Raw genomic sequence first — 6,000 nt, forward strand, 5'->3', positions numbered from 1 at the left:
GGGATACCGCTCCCACGGGGCGCGACCTCCGGGCCGTGGCGAACGCCCGTGCCGATCGTCACCCACCAACGAACCTCGCTTTTCGTCCTGCTTTCCCGCTCAGGTCACACGCGACCGGCGGCACCGATTCCGCAATGATAACGATTCCGCCACGGCGAGCCACCCCAGTGCGAAATCGAAGAGGTCACAGTGGTGTTGCGCTTGGGATTCGCTGTGCGGTTGCCGGTCACCCTCCGCTGTGCATCACATCCGCCGCGCTCGGGACCGCGGGATCGTCCGGATCGTCGAGCCAGCCGTGCGGCAGCGCGACCTTGCCCGGCGAACCCTGCCTGCCGCGCGGGCCCTCCGCGTCCTTCGGGAAGGGAACGGCCGGGTCGAGCCGGCCGACGAGATCTTCCAACTCCGCGAGGCTGCCCACCGTGGCGAACGCGCGACGCAGATCGGAGCCGACCGGGAAGCCCATCAGATACCAGGCCATGTGCTTGCGCAGATCGCGCATGGCCTTCTCCTCGCCGAGATGCTCGGACAGCAGCGCGCCGTGCCGGTACAGCACCGTGCCCACCCGGCCCAGGTCGGGCGGCGCTGGCAACGGTTCACCGCGCAATGCGGCCTGCAGCTCGGCGAACAGCCACGGCCTGCCGAGGCAGCCACGGCCGACGACCACGCCGTCGCATCCGGTCTCGTCCATCATGCGCACGGCGTCGGCGGCGGAGAAGATGTCGCCGTTGCCGAGCACCGGGATCGAGGTGACCGCTTCCTTGAGCCGCGCGATCGCGGTCCAGTCGGCTTCGCCGGAGTAGCGCTGCGCGGCCGTACGGGCGTGCAACGCGACCGCTCGCGCGCCTTCGGCTTCCGCGATGCGGCCCGCGTCCAGGTAGGTGAGATGGTCGTCATCGATGCCGATGCGGAACTTCACCGTCACCGGGACCCCCGCCGGCTCCGCCGCGCTCACCATGGCGCGCACGATGCTCCGGAACAGCGTCCGCTTGTACGGCAGGGCGGCGCCGCCGCCGAGGCGGGTGACCTTGGGCACGGGGCAGCCGAGGTTCAGGTCGATGTGGTCGGCCCAGCCCTCGCCGACGATGATCCGCACCGCTTCGCCGAGCGTGGCCGGGTCCACGCCGTAGAGCTGCATCGAGCGGGGATGCTCGTCGGCGTCGAAGGACATCATGTGCAGCGTCTTCTCGTTACGCTCGACCACCGCCCGCGCGGTGATCATCTCGCACACGTAGATGGAGGTCGGGCTGCCGAATTCCCGGCACAACTTGCGGAACGCCAGATTGGTGATGCCCGCCATCGGCGCGAGCACGACCGGCGGATCGACCGGATACGGCCCGATCCGCAGCTTGGCCATCGCCTCGGTAGTCATCGTCACGCCGACCAGTGTCTCATTTGCGCACGTGAGTCGGCCGGAGCGGGTGTGCGCACGGCGGCGCCGCCCTCGGTCTTCCAGGAGGGCGGCGCCTGTTGTGGTTCTGAAGTCCTACGCGGAGCTGCCTGCCATCGCGCGGTCGCGCTTGGCGGCCTCGCGGGCGAGCATCCGGTCGCGCTGTTCCTCGAACTTGACGACGTCCTTGCTCAGCTTCTCCAGGAACAGCCCGAGGCGCTCACGGACCGCCTCACCGCGGGCGGTGAAGTCGGTGCGATCGAAGATGTTCCACTTCTTCAGCACCGGCTGGACCACTTCCTCCAGGTGCTGACGCAGATCGTAGATGCCGTGCTTGGCCATCAACACGCCGTTGCGGCGGAAGTTCGGCATGCCCGCACCCGGCATCTGGAAGTTCTCCAGGATCAGGGTGATCGCCTCGATGGCCTGGTCGGGGGCCAGGTCGAGGGCGGCGCCGCACATGTTGCGGTAGAAGATCATGTGCAGGTTCTCGTCGGCGGCGACGCGCTGCAGCATGCGGTCGGCGATCGGGTCGTCGCAGACCTTGCCGGTGTTGCGGTGACTGACCCGGGTGGCGAGTTCCTGGAAGGTGACGTACGCGACGGAATGCAGGAAGCCCGCGTCGGCTTCCGCGGGCGATGCGAAGCCGTTGGTCATGTGGACCATCCGGGCTTCTTCGAGGGCGACCGGATCGACGCCGCGGGTCACGACCAGGTAATCCCGCATGACGATGCCGTGGCGGTTCTCCTCGGCGGTCCAGCGACCCACCCAGGTGCCCCAGGCGCCGTCCTGCGAGAAGTTCTCGGCGATCTCGCGGTGATAGGAGGGCAGATTGTCCTCGGTGAGCAGGTTCGTGATCATGGCCGCCTTCGCGACCTCGCTGAGCCGGGACTGCTCCGGATCCCAATCCACGCCACCGAGTGCCGCGAAATTGCGGCCTTCGTCCCACGGGACGTAGTCGTGCGGATGCCATTCCTTAGCCATGGAGAGGTGCCGGTTGACGTTTTCTTCGGCAACCGGCTCCAACTCCGTCAGCAGTTCGAGTTGAGTCAGATCCCTTGCCATGTATGAACCCTTCAGTGTGTGCTTCCGGTCGTGCAGGTCAATCCCAAGGTAGACCGATGCCGATGCGGCCATACCTTACGGCACCGTAGGTGTGATGCGAAACGCATCCGTTAGACGATCGATGCCCTGGTGATCCACCTCATACGACGTCTTCGCCGTTCAGTGATCCACACGAGTGTATGGGCTGTTCCCGCGGCAATGGGTCTATCGACGCGGTGCTCCGAGCGTTAGCGGTCCGTGGTCGACCGCACAATCCCGGCCAGCGGGCGGATATGGACGCGAAACGCCCTGGTTCTGCGCGTGTCGGCGAATCGCGGCGAGTCCAGCTGCGATGTTCCTGTGAATTGGCGCCGAGGAAGGGCTACCGGAACGCAATCGGCGAACCGAATCAGGATTCAGTCGATGCGGGGGGCCTCCGGGGTGGGGGACGCCTTCGACGTCGGTCGCGACGACGCGCCCGCGGCGCTGTCGCGAGGCAGTGAAGCCATGCCGAGAGTGCCCCGCACATGACTTGTCGTCCGGATCGGACACCGGCAGAAGTTCGGCGGCTCCTTTCCGGCGTGTGAGTGGGGGGCGAGAGAGACCTCGACGGCGTTGTGGGGGACACACCGGGGATGACCCATGGCCGCTCATATCTGTTCTGTGCGGCTGTCGATGAGTAATACGCCCTGTGGAAGGCATGTTGGGCGTGAGCCGCCCGAGCTCGGCGGGGAGTGCGCGCCACCCGCTGTGATCCGGCCTCTGTGGCGGGCGCGGATGTGTTCATCAGGCTGGCGGGATCGTGGTGACGCCGAAGAAAGGCACGGATGCCCTCGCCCGTCCAGTCGTGGCCACTACCGCTTCACCGCGGCCCGACGCGTTGTGTCCTTCTACTCACGTCGCCGAGATCGGCGATGACCCCGTCTGCGCTGGGCGTGATCGCGCGGAAGTAATCGTCGAACCGGGCGCCGCTCCGCGAATTGCGGCCGCTACGCCGGAGAGTGCGCGTCCGGCGTAGGCGTCTGATCGGTACAGCCAAGGCATGATGGCGGAGAACTCCGCTGAACAGGCCGGGCGCCCGGAGTAAACCCGGACGCCCGGCCTCGGTGCCCCCAGTAGGGCTCGAACCTACGACCTGCGGATTAAAAGTCCGTAGCTCTACCAACTGAGCTATAGGGGCGCGGAGGAACAGTGTAGTGCGGATGGGGGCCGATACCCCAATCGGGGGAGTTCGTGTCGGTGGGCGGGATGGATGGGCGGGGTCGGCGGGGCGGCCCGGTGGGTGGAGTGGTGCCGGGATGGGGGTAACGCGGCGGGCGGTGCGGGCGGTAAACACTTGGCACCCAGCTTTGTTCATCTTAGCTGGATCTGGATATCATTGAATCATGTTGGCTGGCAATGTCTTTGGATTTGCAGGGGGTGAACGGCTCTGGCCGGTGCGGGCGCGTGGAGTGGGTTGGCGGGCGAAACGTGGGCGGCGGTCGGCCGTCCGGGCCGCCGGTCGGCGCGCGTGAACAAACTTGGGCCGCTGGCGAATTCACGCACCCCTCGGAAGGCCGGGCCGGGTTGCCGAAAATTTGCCGTAACAGAAAACGGAATCGGATGGCTACTCGACTCTTCGGTTTGCCGCGTGTCGCATCGGGATTCCGGGTACGGTGACGCCTTGATGAATTCCGAAAGAATCGCCGGCTCGGTCGGCGCAGCGGAATTCGGATTGTCGTTGCTGTGTCCGAAGGTGCCGCGGTCGGTCCGGCCGGCCACGGCGCGACGGAACTCGATGCCGCAGGAGGAGGCACGTTCGAGACGAAGAAATGCCCGGATGCGCACCCCCTGCGGCGCACCCGGGCAGGGAAACTATACCAGCTGGTGTGTTCCAGGTTTTTGAGGAGTTTTCGTACCGAGAGTTTGTAATCGGTCGAAAACCGGGTTCAACGTATTGATAAAACTCATGAATTCGCGCCGAGGGTCCGTTCCTTCGGGGGTGGCTGATTGGCGGCGAGTAAGGCTTCGGAGGCGTTTCGAGCATGGCACGGCAGCAAGAGCGGGCGCGCCGGACACGGGCGGCGATTATCAGGTCCGCCGCCGTTGAGTTCGGGAAGAGCGGCTATGCCGCTGCATCGCTCAACCGCATATTGGAAGGATCGCGCGCCACCAAGGGCGCCATGTACTTCCACTTCGATTCGAAGGAAGATCTGGCACGCGCGGTGCTGGAGACCGCGGTGGAGCGCTATCGCGCGTCCGCCGAGCGCTGGCTGGCGCGAACCGATCTCAGCCCGCTGGACATCCTGCACGGGGTGGTCGACGAGATCGCGCTGCGACTCGAGCACGACATCATCGTGCAGGCCGAGTACCGCCTGATCATCGAACCGGACTTCTACCGTGACGTGCAAGCGGGCGGCAACCGGATCCTGGGCCGCACCACCAGGGTGCTCACTGTCCGTGCCATCGACCAAGGGCAGCTGCGCGCGGACGCCGATCCCGACCGGTTCACCCGCACGCTCGCCGCCGCGCTGGCCGGCCAGCGGTACATGGTGGACCTGATCGGCGGGCAGGTCGATCTGCGGTCGCGGTTCGAGGAGGCGCTCGAGGTCGTGATCGAGGCGATGGCCACCCCGGAATGGCTGGAGAAGTTCCGCAGCGACGGCTGGCGTGCCCAAGCGCGCCTGGATGAGCTCGGTTTGAGCCTCTGACCAGCCGGTTTGGGATTCGAGTCCGGTCTGTCATAAGCTATCCCAGCTCCCAACGGACAGCCGTTGAAAGCCGGTCCGGAGAAATCCGGGACGAGCCCCCTTCGTCTAGCGGCCTAGGACGCCGCCCTTTCAAGGCGGTAGCGCGGGTTCGAATCCCGTAGGGGGTACGATCCACGGATCGTTGGTAGCAGAGCATGGCCCTGTGGCGCAGTTGGTTAGCGCGCCGCCCTGTCACGGCGGAGGTCGCGGGTTCGAGTCCCGTCAGGGTCGCAAAGAGGCGCCGGAGATATCCGGCGTTTCGCGTATGGCATTCACTTCGGGTGCCTGCGGCCAGGTAGCTCAGTTGGTACGAGCGTCCGCCTGAAAAGCGGAAGGTCGCCGGTTCGATCCCGGCCCTGGCCACTTCACTCGTAGGCGAGCCCTGTCCACGGAAAGCGTGGGTGGGGCTCGTTTCGTCATTTCTTGTGGGTGCAATCCCCACACCCCGCCCGGCGGGCTTCGGCCCCGGACCCCCGTTGTCTCTGGTTGCGTTTTCGGGGTGTCGTTCGGATTTGTCCTGGCTTGGGTGTGTCGTTCGGGCTTGTCGCGATTTGGGTGGTGTCGTTCGGGCCTGTCGCGTCTTGGGTGGTGTCGTTCGGGCCTGTCGCGTCTTGGGTGGTGTCGTTCGGGCCTGTCGCGTCTTGGGCGGTGCGGTTCGAGCTCGTCCTGCCTCAGGCGGTGTCGTCCGCATGGTTCCTGCCTTCGGCGGGCGTCGTTGGCGCTGTTCCTGCCTTAAGTGGGGTGTTGTCAACGGAACGCCAATCCGGACCATCTGACGGCAGTTCAATCTGGACCACCTGGCCGGTTGGGTTGGTGGTTTCAGTCTTCAGTTGTGCCGGC

General features: G+C 66.0%; 3 protein-coding genes and 4 tRNA genes. 4 read left to right on the forward strand and 3 right to left on the reverse strand.

Annotation, left to right across the window (positions count from 1 at the left end):
* Positions 1-226: 226 nt before the first annotated feature.
* From dusB to ACWDMM_RS25785, 3 genes are all read right to left on the reverse strand, one after another.
* Positions 227-1,354 carry a tRNA dihydrouridine synthase DusB gene (gene dusB, locus ACWDMM_RS25775; RefSeq protein ID WP_323124163.1) on the reverse strand — a complete coding sequence of 376 codons (1,128 nt, stop codon included), beginning with the start codon at positions 1,352-1,354 and terminating at the stop codon, positions 227-229.
* Between the two features lie 129 nt (positions 1,355-1,483).
* Positions 1,484-2,452 (reverse strand): acyl-ACP desaturase, encoded by a 969-nt coding sequence (locus tag ACWDMM_RS25780; protein WP_357113011.1) that lies wholly within the window; start codon positions 2,450-2,452, stop codon positions 1,484-1,486.
* Between the two features lie 1,086 nt (positions 2,453-3,538).
* Positions 3,539-3,611: transfer RNA gene (locus ACWDMM_RS25785), tRNA-Lys, on the reverse strand.
* An 844-nt stretch (positions 3,612-4,455) separates the two neighbouring features.
* Between ACWDMM_RS25785 and ACWDMM_RS25790 the strand changes: the two genes are divergently transcribed.
* The 4 genes from ACWDMM_RS25790 to ACWDMM_RS25805 all read left to right on the forward strand — a co-directional run bounded on the left by ACWDMM_RS25790 (position 4,456) and on the right by ACWDMM_RS25805 (position 5,523).
* Positions 4,456-5,121 carry a TetR family transcriptional regulator gene (locus ACWDMM_RS25790; protein ID WP_195078206.1) on the forward strand — a complete coding sequence of 222 codons (666 nt, stop codon included), beginning with the start codon at positions 4,456-4,458 and terminating at the stop codon, positions 5,119-5,121.
* Between the two features lie 94 nt (positions 5,122-5,215).
* Positions 5,216-5,288: transfer RNA gene (locus tag ACWDMM_RS25795), tRNA-Glu, on the forward strand.
* Positions 5,289-5,317: 29 nt separating this feature from the next.
* Positions 5,318-5,391: transfer RNA gene (locus ACWDMM_RS25800), tRNA-Asp, on the forward strand.
* A gap of 58 nt (positions 5,392-5,449) precedes the next feature.
* Positions 5,450-5,523: transfer RNA gene (locus tag ACWDMM_RS25805), tRNA-Phe, on the forward strand.
* The last annotated feature ends 477 nt before the right edge of the window (positions 5,524-6,000 follow it).

The organism is Nocardia sp. NPDC003726 (assembly GCF_053586955.1).